Here is a 16,906-nt window from a genome sequence, read left to right as displayed (position 1 = left end):
GGCTGTCAGAAAAATAGTTATATTTTAATATTAAGAATAGTTTGAAAATTGAACAAGGTGAGCGTATAATGTGAAAAAAAGGAGAGGTGATAGTTTATGAATATGACTGTTATGAAACGTTTAGATCGCCAAGGATTCTTTATTGCTGCGCTACATTTGGTGGTAATGTTAAATTTAGCTGCTGAGTTTTTATTGGCATCCTAATCTCTTAAAAATCTAATAGAAAGGTGAGTACAATGCTTGACCTATACTAAAACAACCGTGAAGGCAATTTCGTCGTAATACACGGTTGTTTTTTGTTGCCTATTGTGAAGTAGACAAGCTTTCGGTGTATTTTTCTTGTACTTGACCAATATAAATCATACGAGGGGGATTAAATGACAACGAGATTTCAACAGGCTTTCCATGGCATAGAGCGTCCATTTGCTTGGTTAGACCTTGATGCACTTGATGATAATATTGCAACGGTGCAACAAGCTTGTGGGCAAAAAAAAATCCGTATAGCAACAAAATCAATACGCTCGGTGGAGGTGTTGCAATATCTACAACAACATCTGTCGAATATAACAGGATTTATGACATTTACCGCGGCAGAATCCATCTTTTTACTCCAAAAAAATTTCGATGATGTGCTGCTTGGTTATCCTGTTATGGAAGATATGGCTGTACGCAAGCTATTGCACTATGTAAAAGAGGGAAAAACCGTCACATTTATGGTAGATAGATGTGAGCAAGTTGCGTTTTTAGAAAAAATAGGAGCGGAGCTTGATGTAAAGGTATCCATCTGTATCGATATTAATTTATCTACTGATTTTAAAGTACTTTATTTTGGTACAAAGCGCTCATCTCTTGACTCGCTGGAGTCTATCACGCCTTTTTTAACTTATATAAAACAGCAGTCGCATATAGAAGTTGTAGGCGTTATGGGATATGAGGCGCAAATAGCTGGTGTTGGCAATCGACCTGCTAATGCTATAAAAGGTAGATTAATAGATTTCATGCAAACTCAAGCCAAAAAGCAAGTAACCCAATTTCGTAGATTAGCTATTGCGCATGTAAAAGCCTATTTTCCTCAATTACGCTTTGTTAATGGTGGAGGTACAGGCAGTATGATATATACTGCGGAGCAGAAGGAAGTAACAGAAATTACAGTTGGTTCAGCATTTTATGCACCAGCCCTTTTTGATCAATTTGCCCATTTGCAACTGTCAAAAGCAGCAGGCTTTGCACTCCGTGTGACGCGGAAACCTGCGCCTAATATTGTTGTCTGTCATGGTGGTGGTTATCCTGCGTCTGGAGCAATGGCGAATGATCGATACCCGGCATTTTACGAGCCGAACTATTTTGCCTTTCTTCGTTTAGAAGGGGCAGGAGAAGTGCAAACACCGATTAAGGTAACAGGCAAAACACTCACAATTGGGGATACCATCTATTTTCGCCATGCAAAGGCTGGAGAGCTTTGCGAAAGATTTCAAACACTTCATGGCATAAGGCAAGACGAATATGTAGGTAGCTTTACGACGTACAGGGGGGATGGTCAATGTTTTCTGTAGAGAAGTGGAAAAATGGGGAGAAATGGACGAACTGGGCTGGCAATATAATAGCGTATCCAAGTGAGATGCATTTACCTTGTTCTATAGAAGAAGTTGTAAATGTAGTGAAGCATGCGCGTGATAGGAAGAAAACCATTCGTGTAACAGGTGCAGCTCATTCATTTAGTGCTGTTGCCATGCCGGAGCATATTGCACTGTCATTACATAATATGCGCGGGCTTATTTCGATAGATGCCGAAAACCAAGAAGCTACACTGTGGGGGGGCACTTATTTATATGAGATTGGACCATTGCTTGCAAAGCATGGGTTTGGCTTAATGAATATGGGCGATATTCAAGAACAGAGCATTGCCGGAGCAGTGTCTACTGGTACACATGGAACAGGGGTGGCTTTAGGTTCGTTGTCGTCTGCTGTGACACGCTGGTGTTTTGTTGATGGAAATGGAACTTATCATGAGCATATTCGAGGGACTGACGATTTATCCGAGGCGCTTCATGTCTCACTTGGCATGCTAGGAGTACTTGTAAAAGTGACGCTAAAAGTGTTGCCACTCTATAGTTTACATTATATTGGCACAAGGGACACATTAACAAACGGACTAGCCACCTTTGCACAAGATATTCGACAGCATCGACATGTTGAATGGTTTTACTTTCCTGGTAGTGAAACGATTCAAATTAAACGTATGAATGCGATGGCCCCAGTGTATCAAAGTGAATGGCGCAAGTATGTAGAAAATATAAAACTTCAAATAGTAGAAAATGGTGCATTTTTTGCGATTTCAGAGCTATGTAAATGGAAACCAGCTTTAAGTAGTGCAATGAGTAAATTAGCTGCTGCCAATGTTGTGGAGGCCGAGAAGATTGGCATTAGCTATGAAATCTATCCATCTCCTAGAAGTGTCAAATTCCAAGAAAGCGAGTACGCCATATCATTAACGCAATTTGAGGCATGCATGGAAGAAATTCATGCAATGTTTAAAAAAGGACATTTGCATGTGCATTTTCCATTGGAATGCCGTACAACAGCAGGTGAGGCTGGTTATTTAAGTCCTACACAAGGACAAGAATCCGCCTTTATTGCTTTTCATATGTATAAAGGCATGTCGGAAGAGCCTTATTTTACATGGGTGCATAATTTAATGCAAAAATATCATGGTCGACCACATTGGGGAAAACAAAGCCATTTAACTGCACAGCAAGTACACGCATTATATCCAAATATAGATAAATTTTTAACAGTTCGTGCACAATATGATCCTGACAAAGTATTTTTCACACGTTACTTAGAGCAATTATTCATATTGTAAAATTTAGAATTTAACAACAACTGAATTGTAAAATTTTTTTAAGAAGTGTATTGGGAAAGATGAAAGCATGTTTGATAAATAATCACCGAAATAGTGTTTATAATGAAAAAATTTAAATTTGAACGAAATGTCAAAATATTTATCAAATCGAGATAAAACCGATGCTTAATCAGCATGTAAACGATTTCAAATTTCGCTGAGTTTTTGAATTGTTTAAACAATTCAAAAAATACTGTTGACTTAGCCTAGTTATTCGTACTATGATAACAACAATTTAATACGTTCGTTCCTACAATCAGTTGCCACAAAGGCAATCAGCTAGGTAAAAACAAAATAGACAGAACATTTTGTATATAGCGACGAACATAGCAATAAATGAGGGGCGTTTAAAATGAGAAGTGACATGATTAAAGTAGGCGTAGATCGTGCGCCACATCGTAGTCTTTTATATGCAACAGGCAAAGTAAAAGCAAAAGATTTAGGGAAACCATTTATTGGGGTTTGTAACTCTTATATCGACATTATTCCAGGTCACGTTCATTTACGTACATTTGCTGATGTAGTGAAAGAAGCCATAATTGAAGCGGGGGGCATTCCATTCGAATTTAATACGATTGGTGTGGATGATGGTATTGCAATGGGCCATATTGGTATGCGTTATTCTTTACCAAGCCGTGAAATTATAGCGGATTCAGCAGAAACAGTTATTAATGCACACTGGTTTGATGGCGTATTTTACATTCCAAACTGTGACAAAATCACACCAGGAATGTTAATGGCAGCAGTTCGTACGAACGTACCATCAATTTTTGTATCTGGTGGTCCAATGGAGGCAGGTACATCTGCTACAGGAAAACAGCTTTCATTAACTTCAGTATTTGAAGGTGTTGGGGCTCATAAATCAGGTAATATGTCAGCTGAAGAGCTGTTAGATATTGAAAATAATGCATGTCCAACATGTGGTTCATGTTCAGGGATGTTCACAGCGAACTCCATGAACTGCTTAATGGAAATGCTAGGTGTAGCACTTCCAGGCAACGGTACAATCGTTGCTACGTCTGAAGATCGACATAAGTTGATTAAAGAAGCCGCTAAACAATTAGTGCGCATGATTAAAGAAGACGTTAAGCCACGTGACATCATTACAAAAGAAGCAATTGATGATGCATTTGCACTCGATATGGCAATGGGCGGTTCCACGAATACGGTGCTTCACACATTAGCGATCGCAAATGAAGCTGAAATCGACTATAACATTGAAGATATTAATAAAGTTGCAGAGCGTGTGCCATATTTAGCGAAAATTATGCCTGCTTCCGATATTTCAATGGATGATATCAATAAAGCAGGTGGTGTCAGTGCCATCATTAATGAATTAGCATCTATTCCAGGTGCCATTCATCCAAATCGTCCGACTGTTGCAGGTCAAACAATGGGCGAACTAGTCAAAGATTATCACATTACAAATGATCAAGTTATTCGTACAAAAGACAATCCTTATAGCCCAGTCGGAGGTTTATCGGTGCTATTTGGTAACATCGCGCCAGATGGCTCTGTCATTAAAGTAGGTGCTGTCGATCCTTCGATTAAAGTATTTACAGGGGAAGCTATTGTCTTCGAATCACAAGAAGCAGCGCAAGAAAATATTGATAACGGTACTGTTAAGGAAGGCCATGTCGTCGTCATTCGTTATGAAGGACCAAAAGGTGGCCCAGGGATGCCAGAAATGTTAGCACCTACATCAGCCATTCAAGGTCGTGGTCTCGGTACGAAAGTAGCATTAATTACGGACGGTCGATTCTCCGGTGCATCTCGCGGTATTTCAATCGGGCATATATCGCCGGAAGCAGCAGAAGGCGGTCCAATCGCCTTAGTTGAAAATGGTGACATCATTACAATTGATTTACCAAATCGTACAATTAATTTAGAAGTTTCAGATGAAGTATTAGCAGAACGTCGCGCAAAACTGCCAGTGTTTGAACCGAAAATCAAACGTGGCTGGTTAGCAAGATATTCAAAATTAGTAACAAGCGCCTCAACAGGTGGCGTGATGAAAATTTAGTCTTAAAAACTAGTAAAAAATCAATAGGTTAAAACGTTGATGAGGTTAAAGGTTCTAGAGCCTTGTATCTACCAGAGAGCCGGTCGTGCTGGAAGCCGGCGATACAACTAGATCCGACATCCCCTCGGAGTGAACTATTAAACGCGTGATCGCCATTAGATAGTTCCGGGCATAATCGAAGTGCTCGTTATTAATGAATAAATGATTTATGACACCGTATTGGATGTAAGTTCACTTGCATTGGTGCATAAATGCTTTCATTTATTCGCGAGGTAGCAATATGATTGCTATAAACAAGGGTGGTACCATGAAAAGTCTTTTTCATCCCTACGCAAGGTAGTTCTTTGCGTTCGGAGAAAAAGGCTTTTTATTATTTATTAAGCGTAGAATATTCCGTTTTCAGCATAAATAGTTGAACCTTTTCAGCGTTACATCACTAAAGTGTTCATTAACTAGATGAGGTAGTCGTATGCTGTTGTGAATCGAAAGACAAGAAGGAGGCATATTTTGATGAGTGCGAATGTTTCAATTAATGAAAAAGAACAATTGGCGACAGAAGAAGTAGAACAAACTTTTCAAGCGAAAGATGGTGCAGACGTTTTAGTCCAAGCGCTGCATGATCAAGATGTAGATATTATTTTTGGCTATCCAGGTGGAGCAGTACTTCAAATATATGATGCAATGTACAAAAACCCAATTCGTCATATTTTAACACGTCACGAGCAAGGTGCCATTCACGCAGCTGAAGGCTATGCACGTGTATCGAATAAGCCGGGTGTTGTTATCGCAACAAGTGGTCCAGGGGCAACGAACTTAGTAACTGGTATTGCCGATGCGATGATTGATTCCATTCCTTTAGTTGTCTTTACTGGTCAAGTAGCGACAACGGTTATTGGGACAGATGCATTCCAAGAGGCAGATATTATGGGGATTACAACACCTATTACAAAGCACAACTACCAAGTGCAAGATGTCAATGATATCCCTCGCATAGTGAAAGAAGCGTTCCATATTGCGAATACAGGTCGTAAAGGACCTGTTGTGGTAGATTTCCCGAAAAATGTATCTCAAATGCTGTTTGATGTAAATAATCCACCACAAGAACCAGAAGAAATTTATTTACCAGGCTATCAGCCAACATACAAGCCGAACTATTTGCAAATTCAAAAGGCTATTCAAGCTATTTCGCTAGCGAAAAATCCAGTAATTCTAGCAGGGGCGGGTGTACTATTTGCCGATGCTCGTGAAGAATTAACAACATTCGCTGAGAAGTATCAAATTCCTGTGACGAATACCTTATTAGGTCTTGGCTCCATCCATGGCGATCACGATTTATTCATTGGAATGGCCGGAATGCATGGAACAGTAACGGCAAATATGGCGATTACTAAGTCAGATTTACTATTAAATATTGGTGCTCGATTTGATGACCGTTTAACAGGGAATCTAGCAACGTTTGCTCCAAATGCAACAATCGTTCATATTGACATTGATCCAGCTGAAATCGGAAAAAACGTACCGACCGATATTCCAATCGTAGCGGATGCAAAAGAGGCATTAAAATCTCTTCTGAAAAAAGATTTTGAAGGTCCAGATACGAAACAATGGCTTGAATTTTTAAACAATCATGCAAAAGAATATCCGCTGTGGTATTCAAAAGAAGATGGAGACACAGAGGTGTTACCGCAGGAAGCACTAGAACTTGTGCATAAAATTACTGAAGGTGATGCCATTGTGACGACGGATGTAGGGCAGCATCAAATGTGGGCTGCGCAATATTACCGCTTAAACAATGATCATGGTTGGGTAACGTCTGGTGGACTTGGTACGATGGGCTTCGGCTTCCCAGCTGCAATAGGGGCCCAGTTTGCGAAGCCAGACAAAAAAGTTGTTTCGATTGTAGGCGATGCAGGCTTCCAAATGACTGCACAAGAGCTTTCATTATTAAAAGAATTCAACTTACCAGTAAAAATTGTGATTTTAAATAACAGTTGTTTAGGGATGGTACGCCAATGGCAACAAACATTCTATGAAGAGCGTTATTCATCATCACTTATGCCAATTCAGCCAGATTTTGTTAAATTAGCGGATGCTTACGGCATTAAAGGCTATCGAATTAACACAATTGACGAAGCGGAAAGTATTTTCCGTGAGGCACTTCTTTCTGACGAGCCAGCGTTAATCGACTGCCGTGTAAAACAGCTTGAATGTGTATACCCTATGGTTGCACCAGGTAAAGGGTTACATGAAATGATTGGGGTGAAAAAGAATTGAAACGAGTAATTACAGTAACAGTGATTAATCAAAGTGGTGTATTAAACCGTATAACAGGTTTACTTATGAAGCGTCAATTCAATATCGAATCGATTACAGTTGGTCATACTGAACAGCCAAACTTCTCAAAAATGACATTTGTTGTGAATGTAGAAGATGAGCGCAAAATTGAACAACTAGTGAAGCAATTATCGAAGCAAATTGATGTGTTAAAGGTCAATGACATTACAGATAAATCCATCGTGCTTCGTGAGCTAGCGCTTGTGAAGGTTATTTCACCACCAAATTTACGTCTGGAAATGAACTCAATTGTTGAGCCATTCCGTCCACAAATTATTGATACAGCGAAAAACGTTGTGACATATCAAGTGGTAGGAAATCCAGAAAAAATTGATGCCTTTATTGAGCTTATTCGCCCATATGGTATTAAAGAATTAACGCGCACAGGTGCAACGGCATCTGTTCGTGAAACACAAAAAACCATCAATACGCAGCTCTCTATTTTAAAATAGTTTGCATATAAAATCGAAACTTGTGATTTGAGGCACTGTAAAGCTGCAAATGCTCATAAGTTTAAAAAAAACAAACCCAATTTTAGGAGGAAACAAACAATGGCTACAATGTACTATGAACAAAACATCAACGAGGACGTATTAAAAGGGAAAAAAATCGCAATTATCGGTTATGGCTCACAAGGTCATGCACATGCATTAAACCTTAAAGAATCAGGTTTTGATGTAGTAGTAGGTGTTCGTCCAGGTGGATCTTTCGATGCAGCAAAAGCTGATGGCTTAGACGTTAAAACAGTTGCGGAAGCAGCGCAAGAAGCAGATGTAATCCAAATTTTACTACCAGATGAGCGTCAAAAAGCAGTTTATGAAGCTGAAATTGCTCCATATTTAGAAGCTGGTAAAGCACTTATGTTTGCACATGGTTTCAATATTCACTTTGGTCAAATTACGCCACCTGCAGATGTTGACGTATTTTTAGTAGCACCAAAAGGACCAGGGCATCTAGTGCGTCGTCAATTCCAACAAGGTGCTGGTGTACCAGGACTATTTGCTATCCACCAAGATGCAACGGGCCAAGCAAAAGATTTAGCACTTGCTTACGGTAAAGGTATTGGCGCTGCTCGTGGCGGTTTACTAGAAACATCATTCAAAGAAGAAACTGAAACGGATCTATTCGGTGAGCAAGCTGTACTTTGCGGTGGGGCAACTCAATTAGTAAAAGCTGGATTTGAAACATTAGTAGAAGCTGGCTACCAACCAGAGCTTGCTTACTTTGAGACATTACACGAATTAAAATTAATCGTAGATTTAATGTTTGAAGGCGGTATGGCGACAATGCGTTACTCTGTTTCAGATACAGCTGAGTGGGGTGATTATGTTGCAGGTCCACGCATCATCGACGATTCAGTTAAAGCTCGCATGAAAGACGTATTAACAGATATCCAAGATGGTACATTTGCTCGTCGTTGGATTCAAGAAAATGAAAATGGTCGTCCAGACTATACAAAATTCAAAGAAGCTGGTGCAAACCACCAAATCGAAGAAGTTGGTGCAAAACTACGTGCAATGATGCCATTCATCAATGAAGGTAAGGAAAAAGTTGTGAGAGAAGTGGCTACAAGTGCGAAAAATTGATATTTTCGATACAACACTTCGCGATGGTGAACAATCTGCCGGTATTAATTTAAATACAGCAGAGAAAATTGAGATTGCCAAGCAACTTGAACGTCTAGGTGTAACAATTATTGAAGCAGGTTTTCCTGCTTCATCTCCCGGTGATTTTGATGCGGTCCAGCGTATTGCGGGTACTGTGAAAAATTCAATCGTTACAGGGCTAGCGCGTTGCGTGCAAAAAGATATTGATACAACATGGGAAGCGATTAAAGTAGCTGAACAACCGCATGTTCATATTTTTTTAGCAACATCTCCAATCCATATGGAATATAAGTTGAAAAAATCACCTGATCAAGTGGTAGAGCAAGCCATTGAAGCAGTGAAATATGCGAAAAAATACTTCCCACTTGTGCAATGGTCTGCCGAAGATGCTTTCCGCTCAAATCGCGAATTTTTAGTACGTATTATGAATGATGTTATTGCTGCTGGCGCGACGACGATTAACGTGCCAGATACAGTGGGCTATGCTTCTCCGCAAGAATATGGCGCATTATTCAAATTTTTACTAGAAAACGTCAAAGGTGCTGAAAAGGTGAAATTCTCAGCACACTGCCATGATGATTTAGGAATGGCGACGGCTAACACCATTGCGGCTATCGAAAATGGTGCGTCACAAGTTGAAGGAACAATTAACGGTATCGGGGAGCGTGCAGGGAATGTTGCTCTAGAGGAAATCGCAGTAGCGCTCCATATCCGGAAAGATATCTATCCTGTTGAAACAGGCATCAACTTACAGGAAATTAAGCGTACATCGCAATTAGTTAGTAAACTAACGAATGTCGTTATTCAGCCGAATAAAGCAATTGTCGGTAAAAATGCGTTTGCACATGAGTCGGGCATTCACCAAGATGGCGTGTTAAAAAATCCTGAAACATATGAAATTATATCACCTGCACTGATTGGCGAAGGAGAAGTACCGCTTGTTCTTGGAAAACATTCAGGACGCGCTGCTTTCCGTGATCGTGCAGAAACAATGGGCTTTACACTGTCAGATGAAAAGCTAAACAAAGCTTTTGCTGAATTTAAAAAACTAGCCGACCGTAAAAAAGAAATTACGGAAGAAGATTTATTAACGCTGCTAACAGAGCAGCAAATTCAAATCGAAGATGTGCCATTGTTTGAGCTTAAAATGGTACAAGTGCAATATGGAACAGAAAATATTCCAACTGCTACCGCGACGGTCGTGACGCCAGAAGGCAATGTGAAAAATGTTGTGGCTACAGGCTCAGGCTCAGTGGAAGCAATATTTAATACGTTAGAACAGCTTGTGCCTGGTGCTATCAATGTCATTGATTACCGAGTGAAGTCTGTCGGCAAAGGGCGTGATGCACTTGGTGAGGCTGTTATTAATATCCGATACGATGGTGTATCAACAACGGGACGAAACTCTTCACAGGATGTATTAGAAGCATCCGCGAAAGCTTATTTAAATGCGATTAACCGACATTTAATTCAGGTAAGTCTTCGAGCACAAGGTGAACTCGTTTAACTTGATTTGACTCTCACCTGCTTTGCTAGGTGAGAGTCTTTACTAAAATAGCGTAACCGTACGCTAGACAAAGAAAGGTGTTTTACGATGGAGAAAAAAATTACAGTACTTCCTGGCGATGGAATTGGGCCAGAGGTGGTTGCGTCAGCTATACGTGTACTACAAGTAATCGGCAAACGTTTCAACCATACATTCCATTTAGGATATGGAACAATCGGAGGCGCTGCCATCGATCAACACAACAATCCACTACCCGATGAAACAATTGAAATGTGTGAGAGCAGTGATGCGATTTTACTAGGCGCAGTAGGGGGGCCAAAATGGGACAATAACCCGCCGGAATTACGTCCAGAAAAAGGCTTACTTCGTATCCGCAAGCACTTTGACTTATTTGCAAATTTACGTCCAGTAAAGGCGTTCCCGAGTTTACTAGAGGCTTCACCTTTAAAACGTGAAGTAGCCGAAAACGTCGATTTAATGATCGTACGTGAACTTACAGGCGGCGTATACTTCGGGGAACCACGTATGCGTACTGAAAATGGCGCGATTGATACAACAGTTTACTCAACAGCTGAAGTAGAGCGTATCGTTGAAAATGCCTTTGAATTAGCACGTTTACGTGGAGGCAAATTATGTTCAGTCGATAAGGCAAACGTACTTGAAACTAGCCGTTTATGGCGCGAAGTTGTAGAAGCGAAGAAAAAAGACTATCCAGATGTTCAAGTGGAACACAACTTAGTAGACTCCGTAGCGATGAAATTAATTACAAATCCTGCTCATTATGATGTCGTTGTAACAGAAAACATGTTTGGTGATATTTTAAGTGATGAAGCATCGGTTATTACAGGTTCTCTTGGCGTACTACCATCCGCATCCATCCGCGGTGATAATTTTGGACTTTACGAACCAGTACACGGTTCAGCACCAGAAATTGCAGGGCAAGGTGTAGCTAATCCAGCAGCAACGATTCTGTCAGTCGCTATGATGTTACAATACTCATTTGGCCTAGCAGAAGAAGCGGCTGAAATCGAACGTGCAGTAAGTGCAGTATTTGATGATGGGTACTTTACAGCTGATCTTGCACGTGATGGAGGACGCACGCTATCTACAAATGAATGGACAGATAAAGTCATTAATGAAATTGATACAAGTTTTGTTTCGGAAAGTATTATGACAACATATATTTAAGAAATAGGTGAAGACAATGGGAAAAAATATAATTGAAAAGATTTGGGATAAACATGTTGTTTATCAGGAAGAGGGCAAACCGGACCTGTTATATATTGATCTTCATTTAATTCATGAAGTAACTTCTCCGCAAGCATTTGAAGGTCTACGTATGAATGGACGGAAAGTGCGTCGTCCTGATTTAAGCTTTGCGACGATGGATCATAACGTGCCAACGAAAAATCTACCGACGATCAATGATCCAATTGCACGCAATCAAATTGAAACACTGGCGAAAAATGCTGCTGAATTCGGTGTTGAGCTGGCAGGCATGGGTCACCCTGACCAAGGGATTGTCCACGTTATTGGACCAGAATTAGGTTTAACACAGCCTGGCAAAACAATTGTTTGTGGTGACTCGCATACATCTACACACGGTGCATTTGGTGCCATTGCATTTGGTATCGGTACATCCGAAGTAGAGCATGTAATGTCTACACAAACATTGTGGCAAAACAAGCCAAAAACGATGGAAATCCGCGTTGAAGGAGAGCTACCTGTTGGCGTTGCTGCTAAGGATATTATTTTAGCGATTATCTCGAAATTCGGTATTGGCGTTGGTACAGGGCATATTGTGGAATTCACTGGAGAGGCAATTCACAAACTGTCAATGGAAGAGCGCATGACTATCTGTAATATGTCCATCGAAGCGGGTGCAAAGGCTGGTCTTGTATCACCTGACCAAATCACAGTGGATTATATTCGTGGCCGCAAATATGCACCACAAGGTGAGAAATTTGAAGAAGCGACAGCTTATTGGCTAAGTTTAGCATCCGATGAAGACGCAACATATGATGAAGTCCGCATCATTAAAGCAGAGGAAATCGAGCCGATTATTACATGGGGTACAAATCCCTCAATGGGCGCGGGTGTATCACAAAATGTTCCTACGCAAGCAGATTATCAGGATGAGTCAGATAAAGCTGCACTTCGTAAAGCACTTGCCTATATGGGCTTAGAAGAAGGGCAACCATTAACTTCAATCGATATCCAATACGTATTTATTGGCTCATGTACGAACTCACGTTTAAGTGATTTACGAGCTGCTGCAAATGTTATTCAAGGACGTAAAGTGCATGAAAACGTAACAGCAATTGTTGTCCCAGGTTCCCATTCTACAAAAAAACAAGCAGAAGCAGAAGGTTTAGATAAAATTTTCATTGATGCAGGTTTTGAATGGCGCGAATCCGGTTGTTCAATGTGCTTAGCGATGAATGATGATGTGGTCCCAGCTGGTAAACGCTGTGCATCTACCTCAAACCGTAATTTCGAAGGTCGTCAAGGTGCTGGTGCTCGCACGCACTTAGTATCACCTCCGATGGCAGCCGCTGCAGCGATTGCAGGTCACTTTGTAGATGTACGAGAATTCGTGAAGGAAACTGTGTAAACGCACCATTTACACGGAAAGGATGATTGAAAATGCAACCAATTAATATCGTAAATAGTGTGATAACACCACTTGATCGTAAAAATGTCGATACAGATCAAATCATTTCAAAAGAGTTTTTAAAACGCATTGAGCGTACAGGCTTTGGTCAATTTTTATTTTATCATTGGCGTTTTGATGCACAAGGCAATGAAGTACAGGACTTTGTATTAAATAAAGCAGAATTTAAAAACTCTAAAATTTTAGTAGCGCAAGATAATTTTGGCTGTGGCTCTTCACGTGAGCATGCACCGTGGGCAATTTTAGATTATGGCTTTAACGTCGTTATTGCCCCTTCATTTGCGGATATTTTCCATAATAACTGCTTCAAAAATGGTATATTACCTATCAAATTAACGGAAGCAGAGTGCGATGAAATTTTAGCAAAAGGTTTAGAGAAACCTTATCATGTCGAAGTAAATCTTGAAGCACAAACAGTAACAGGTGAAGATGGCAAAGTTTATACATTTAACATTGATTCTTATTATAAAGAAACATTACTAAATGGCTGGGATGAAATTGCCCTAACATTTAAATACGAAGACCATATTGCTGCCTATGAAGCACAACGTGTAGCCTACTAATGGGCAAGTAAAGCTGAGAAGAGTGTTAGATTGACTGGAATCAATCTAACACTTTTTTGCTGTAAACGTTTTTAGCTTTGATGGGGGATGTTGCCAGCGCAGAGACTTCGAAATATTGGAACAAGGAAGCCTTTGTCTTTCTTTTGTCAAGTCGTTAAAATAGAAAGAAGGAATCGAAAGGATGATTTAGATGATTACTGTAATTGGTAGTTTAAATATGGATTTAGTGATACAAATGGCGGATTTCCCACAACAGGGAGAAACAGTTCTTGGGCAACAATTTCAAACAAGTCCTGGAGGAAAGGGGGCTAATCAGGCGATTGCAGCGGCTCGTCTAGGTAGCAGCGTCACAATGATTGGTTGTGTAGGCGATGATCGTTTTGGGCATACATTGCGAACGGTTTTGGAGCAGGAGCATATTGATACAACATCACTTCTAACAACTCCAGAATCAACGGGCATTGCAAATATTTTAGTGCATCAAAATGATAATCGTATCATCGTAGTACCAGGAGCAAATTATATGCTGAAACCAACACATTTGGATGCTGTAAAAGATGTCATTATGCAAAGTCAAATGGTGATCTTACAGCTTGAAATTCCGATGGAGACGACAGCACATGCTATAAAATTATGTAAAGAAGTGAATGTACCAGTGCTGTTAAACCCAGCCCCTGCGGCGAACTTTGATATGCGCTGGATGGATGATATTACCTACTTGACACCAAATGAAGTGGAGTGTGCCCAGCTATTTGGAAATGATTTCGATCAAATGCTCGAAAAATATCCGAATAAACTAATTATTACACTTGGTCGTGATGGGGCGCGTTATTTTGATGGCGAATATCCTATTCATGTCCCTGGCTATATGACAAAAGCAGTGGATACAACTGGAGCTGGGGATACTTTTAATGGAGCGCTTGCCTATGCATTAGTAGAGGGGCAGTCGTTGGATGAAGCAGTATACTTTGCGAATATAGCGGCCTCGCTTGCGGTTGAGCAAGTAAGTGCACAAGGCGGTATGCCAACACTTAGTAAAGTTTATGCGAGAATGGCTGGGTTTGACGAATAAATAACATTATGTTTCACAAGTAAAGTGATAGGATGTGTGGATTTTTTCTAGTAATTAGCATGAGGCACTATCATTGCATATACCTAGTTGTGCGATAAATGTGAAAAATAGAGAAATTTAACCTAAGAAGGAAATCCTATTTGTGACAACTCGAACTAAGTAGTTTGTCCTTTTTTGTCATAAAATTTTATGACTATATATAAGAAATCGAATAGTTTCATTTATAATGGAACTATAGATACATATGAAAGTAGGTTTTGAGGATGACGAATATTGACACTACGCCAATCGACTATACAGCCTCAGCGAATAATATTTTGCCACAGTTTGTGGATCGTTTACGTCAACTGCACAGCATTATTGTACAAAATACATATGTGAAAGATACAGCTAAGCACTTAAATCGTATAATCCAAGATGCAAACAATCAAACAATGGTACTGATAGTCGGAAAAGAACGAGTAGGAAAAACAACAATGGTGAATGGTCTTCTTGGTCGTTCTATTTTACCTGTAAGCGATCAAAATCCGACAGGGGTTAACACGTTTTTACGATATGGTGAGCATGAGGAAATTAAAGCATATTTTTTAGATGGTATGGTGGCAATATTTGATATGAGCAAATTAGAATTACTTACTACAGGTGATACGTTTGCATCACAAATTTTACGTGAACATTTAGATTATCTAGAAGTATATGTGAAGCATGAGTTATTAAAATCTGTGACAATTATCGATTCGGTCTCATTAGAAGCGGGTGGGGGAGAGATGGCATACTTCTCCGAATCGCTAATCAATCGAGTGGATGAAATTTTTTGGGTGTTACGTTCAGAATCAATGGCAATCGATGCAGAAGTTTTATTAATGGAAGCCTTAAAAAATAAAGGGGTAGTTCCACTTTGTATCGTTAATGGCATTGATAAAAATAATAATACAGAAGCATTTATTCGTTCTGAAAAAGAACGAATTGGTCATTTATTAAGTGATTTTGTAGCCATTTCAGCAATGGATGCCCTTGAAGCACAACAAACAGACAATAAAGCGTTATGGCAGCGTAGCCAATATGATAATCTAATTGCACAAATTCAACGTGTTGCGGAGAATAGCGATAAAAAAACGTACGCCATTATTATTCGTTTTTTACAATGGCTTGAGCGTTTCCGTTTCGAATTAACGGTTATACCGGAACGTGACCCGTTTCAATCAGCAGTAGAAAACATAGAAAAATTTGCGGGAGATACACAATATGAATTTTCGCGTTATCAGCGTGATTTAGCCATTGTACAAGAATATGAACAGGAATACGAGCAGGTAGCAAACGTCTTCAAAAATGTTCAAACTTTGTATCAGCTCTTACAAACGATTTCACAACATGATTTTTTACAAGATGATTTCGTTGAACAATTTACTGAAAAAGCAGTGATCTATCAACAGGCATTACGTGAATATCGTAATATGCATAATGAATATATGAGAGAATATGAGCGTTTGGACGCACAACATAAAAAAATTCATGGAAAAGGGTTAATGAAAGCCATTTTTGGCCATCATACACAAAATGATTTTTTCAAAGAACGTGTTCTGCGTTTAAATGAACAGCAAGAAGTGTGTGTTACGCAGCATGCGAAAGTACGGGAAGCGGAAGCTATCATTGTGGAAGAAATGCATACAGTCCAAAACTATTTGATTGAGTTATCCAAAAAACGTTTAGCTCGAATTGAGAAAAAGGTAAACGAGTTGAATCAGCAACGTGCAAAAGAGAAACGCCAACTAAAATTATATGCTGCTAAGTTAAATGAATTTTCTTGTTTAATCGAGGCACAAGGATTTATTAAAGAAAATATCCAACCGTTTCTTATGGAAGAAAGGATGCCACTGCGCCCGAAAGATCAGCAAATGCTAAAAGAAACAATCGATTCGATTACGAGCATTGATTTATCCAAAAATGGCTTACTGGCGAGAAGTCAAATGAATAACAAAATGGAAAGTGTAGCCATTCCATTTGATGTTGAAAGTAAGTATCTACTACAGCCATTACGACTTGCCGAGACGGATGTTAAATCAAACGATATACCCGCCATACCGAATAAATTAGAAATTCAATATGGTATCGAATAATAGTTGTTAGTTCAAGAGGTTGGGGCAAAATAGAAAAAGTGTTAGATTGATGGCAGTCAATCTAACACTTTTTTGCTACGCCGTTGTTGTCCGCTACGGCGGTGCTT

12 protein-coding genes are annotated in these 16,906 nt (G+C 39.7%); all 12 read left to right on the top strand.

Going from position 1 to position 16,906, the window contains the following annotated elements:
- Positions 1-377: 377 nt before the first annotated feature.
- The 12 genes from MKY08_RS12845 to MKY08_RS12790 all read left to right on the top strand — a co-directional run bounded on the left by MKY08_RS12845 (position 378) and on the right by MKY08_RS12790 (position 16,799).
- Positions 378-1,553 carry an amino acid deaminase/aldolase gene (locus tag MKY08_RS12845; RefSeq protein WP_069513171.1) on the top strand — a complete coding sequence of 392 codons (1,176 nt, stop codon included), beginning with the start codon at positions 378-380 and terminating at the stop codon, positions 1,551-1,553.
- Positions 1,541-2,863 carry a D-arabinono-1,4-lactone oxidase gene (locus MKY08_RS12840; RefSeq protein WP_069513172.1) on the top strand — a complete coding sequence of 441 codons (1,323 nt, stop codon included), beginning with the start codon at positions 1,541-1,543 and terminating at the stop codon, positions 2,861-2,863. Before MKY08_RS12845 ends, MKY08_RS12840 begins: the two co-directional genes overlap by 13 nt.
- A gap of 391 nt (positions 2,864-3,254) precedes the next feature.
- Positions 3,255-4,925, top strand: coding sequence for a dihydroxy-acid dehydratase (ilvD, locus tag MKY08_RS12835; RefSeq protein ID WP_069513173.1), 1,671 nt, complete (start codon positions 3,255-3,257; stop codon positions 4,923-4,925).
- A gap of 510 nt (positions 4,926-5,435) precedes the next feature.
- Positions 5,436-7,199, top strand: coding sequence for a biosynthetic-type acetolactate synthase large subunit (ilvB, locus tag MKY08_RS12830; RefSeq protein ID WP_069513174.1), 1,764 nt, complete (start codon positions 5,436-5,438; stop codon positions 7,197-7,199).
- A complete protein-coding gene (ilvN, locus tag MKY08_RS12825) occupies positions 7,196-7,711 on the top strand; it encodes an acetolactate synthase small subunit (protein WP_024361067.1) in 516 nt (171 codons plus the stop codon). The genes ilvB and ilvN overlap by 4 nt, the downstream gene beginning before the upstream one ends.
- Positions 7,712-7,810: 99 nt before the next feature.
- Positions 7,811-8,845, top strand: a complete 1,035-nt coding sequence (gene ilvC, locus MKY08_RS12820; RefSeq protein ID WP_024361066.1) for a ketol-acid reductoisomerase — start codon at positions 7,811-7,813, stop codon at positions 8,843-8,845.
- Positions 8,832-10,373 carry a 2-isopropylmalate synthase gene (locus MKY08_RS12815; protein ID WP_069513175.1) on the top strand — a complete coding sequence of 514 codons (1,542 nt, stop codon included), beginning with the start codon at positions 8,832-8,834 and terminating at the stop codon, positions 10,371-10,373. The genes ilvC and MKY08_RS12815 overlap by 14 nt, the downstream gene beginning before the upstream one ends.
- A gap of 87 nt (positions 10,374-10,460) precedes the next feature.
- Entirely contained in the window at positions 10,461-11,561 is a 1,101-nt protein-coding gene (gene leuB, locus MKY08_RS12810; RefSeq protein WP_024361064.1) for a 3-isopropylmalate dehydrogenase, read from the top strand.
- A 16-nt stretch (positions 11,562-11,577) separates the two neighbouring features.
- Positions 11,578-12,987: a 3-isopropylmalate dehydratase large subunit gene (leuC, locus tag MKY08_RS12805; protein ID WP_069513176.1), complete on the top strand. Its 1,410-nt coding sequence runs from the start codon at positions 11,578-11,580 to the stop codon at positions 12,985-12,987.
- A 32-nt stretch (positions 12,988-13,019) separates the two neighbouring features.
- The gene (gene leuD / locus MKY08_RS12800; protein ID WP_024361062.1) at positions 13,020-13,610 is read left to right on the top strand and encodes a 3-isopropylmalate dehydratase small subunit; all 591 of its coding nucleotides are present in this window, start codon (positions 13,020-13,022) and stop codon (positions 13,608-13,610) included.
- A gap of 190 nt (positions 13,611-13,800) precedes the next feature.
- Positions 13,801-14,682, top strand: coding sequence for a ribokinase (gene rbsK / locus MKY08_RS12795; protein ID WP_069513177.1), 882 nt, complete (start codon positions 13,801-13,803; stop codon positions 14,680-14,682).
- Positions 14,683-14,945: 263 nt separating this feature from the next.
- A complete protein-coding gene (locus tag MKY08_RS12790) occupies positions 14,946-16,799 on the top strand; it encodes a dynamin family protein (RefSeq protein ID WP_069513178.1) in 1,854 nt (617 codons plus the stop codon).
- The last annotated feature ends 107 nt before the right edge of the window (positions 16,800-16,906 follow it).

Source organism: Lysinibacillus sp. FSL M8-0337, assembly GCF_038593855.1.
Lineage (GTDB): Bacteria > Bacillota > Bacilli > Bacillales_A > Planococcaceae > Lysinibacillus > Lysinibacillus sphaericus_D.
This window is presented reverse-complemented; position numbering and strand designations above follow the sequence as displayed.

Excerpts from the sequence above, each read along its gene's own strand:
- MKY08_RS12845 (WP_069513171.1), top strand. The coding sequence starts at position 378 with ATGACAACGAGATTTCAACAGGCTTTCCATGGCATAGAGCGTCCATTT.
- MKY08_RS12840 (WP_069513172.1), top strand. The coding sequence starts at position 1,541 with ATGTTTTCTGTAGAGAAGTGGAAAAATGGGGAGAAATGGACGAACTGG.
- ilvD (WP_069513173.1), top strand. The coding sequence starts at position 3,255 with ATGAGAAGTGACATGATTAAAGTAGGCGTAGATCGTGCGCCACATCGT.
- ilvB (WP_069513174.1), top strand. The coding sequence starts at position 5,436 with ATGAGTGCGAATGTTTCAATTAATGAAAAAGAACAATTGGCGACAGAA.
- ilvC (WP_024361066.1), top strand. The coding sequence starts at position 7,811 with ATGGCTACAATGTACTATGAACAAAACATCAACGAGGACGTATTAAAA.
- leuB (WP_024361064.1), top strand. The coding sequence starts at position 10,461 with ATGGAGAAAAAAATTACAGTACTTCCTGGCGATGGAATTGGGCCAGAG.
- leuC (WP_069513176.1), top strand. The coding sequence starts at position 11,578 with ATGGGAAAAAATATAATTGAAAAGATTTGGGATAAACATGTTGTTTAT.
- leuD (WP_024361062.1), top strand. The coding sequence starts at position 13,020 with ATGCAACCAATTAATATCGTAAATAGTGTGATAACACCACTTGATCGT.
- rbsK (WP_069513177.1), top strand. The coding sequence starts at position 13,801 with ATGATTACTGTAATTGGTAGTTTAAATATGGATTTAGTGATACAAATG.
- MKY08_RS12790 (WP_069513178.1), top strand. The coding sequence starts at position 14,946 with ATGACGAATATTGACACTACGCCAATCGACTATACAGCCTCAGCGAAT.